The organism is Burkholderia sp. Ac-20353 (genome assembly GCF_017104785.1).
Classification (GTDB): domain Bacteria; phylum Pseudomonadota; class Gammaproteobacteria; order Burkholderiales; family Burkholderiaceae; genus Burkholderia.
Genome location: NZ_JAAGPL010000537.1, coordinates 1 through 859, shown reverse-complemented (window position 1 = coordinate 859; position 859 = coordinate 1). Strand labels below are relative to the sequence as shown.

Genomic DNA, 859 nt, shown 5'->3' with positions numbered 1-859 from the left:
GGGGTTCTTTTCGCCTTTCCCTCACGGTACTGGTTCACTATCGGTCGATCACGAGTATTTAGCCTTGGAGGATGGTCCCCCCATCTTCAGACAGGATTTCACGTGTCCCGCCCTACTTGTCGTACACTTAGTTCTTTCATACTGTTTTCGCCTACGGGGCTATCACCCGCTATGGCCGCACTTTCCAGAGCGTTCGGCTAACAATACAAATAAAGAGTACAAGGCTGATCCCATTTCGCTCGCCACTACTTTGGGAATCTCGGTTGATTTCTTTTCCTGCGGTTACTTAGATGTTTCAGTTCACCGCGTTCGCTTCACATGGCCTATGTATTCAGCCATGGATACTCCAAAAGGAGTGGGTTTCCCCATTCGGACATCTACGGATCAAAGCTTGTTTGCCAGCTCCCCGTAGCTTTTCGCAGGCTACCGCGTCCTTCATCGCCTGTGATCGCCAAGGCATCCACCACATGCACTTGTTCGCTTGACCCTATAACGAGTCTGTCTCGTTACAGGTTGAGTTCTCGCGTTGTGCCGTATTCCAATTGAGTCAAACATAGAGTTCGAATCATCTTGAGATACATCGATACAATCACAACCCGGATAGTTTTCACGTCCATCTCATAGACGCTTCCGCTATCCAAATTACTTACTTCTTCCAGATTGTTAAAGAACGACAGCCGATATGGTGTTACTCATATCACTCTGACTGGCTCAATCGCCAATGACAAAAACTCGACCACGTCGAACGCTTGTCATTGAAGATTGGTGGAGGCAGACGGGATCGAACCGACGACCCCCTGCTTGCAAAGCAGGTGCTCTCCCAGCTGAGCTATGCCCCCATGAGTACAGATGCCTCAGG

Annotated in this window: 1 tRNA gene and 1 rRNA gene; both read right to left on the bottom strand. The window is 49.5% G+C overall.

What is annotated here, in order from left to right:
- Positions 1–487: ribosomal RNA gene (locus G3N94_RS41815) — 23S ribosomal RNA — on the bottom strand; the annotation flags it as partial.
- A gap of 276 nt (positions 488–763) precedes the next feature.
- Positions 764–839 (bottom strand) — tRNA-Ala (locus tag G3N94_RS41810).
- Positions 840–859 lie beyond the last annotated feature (20 nt).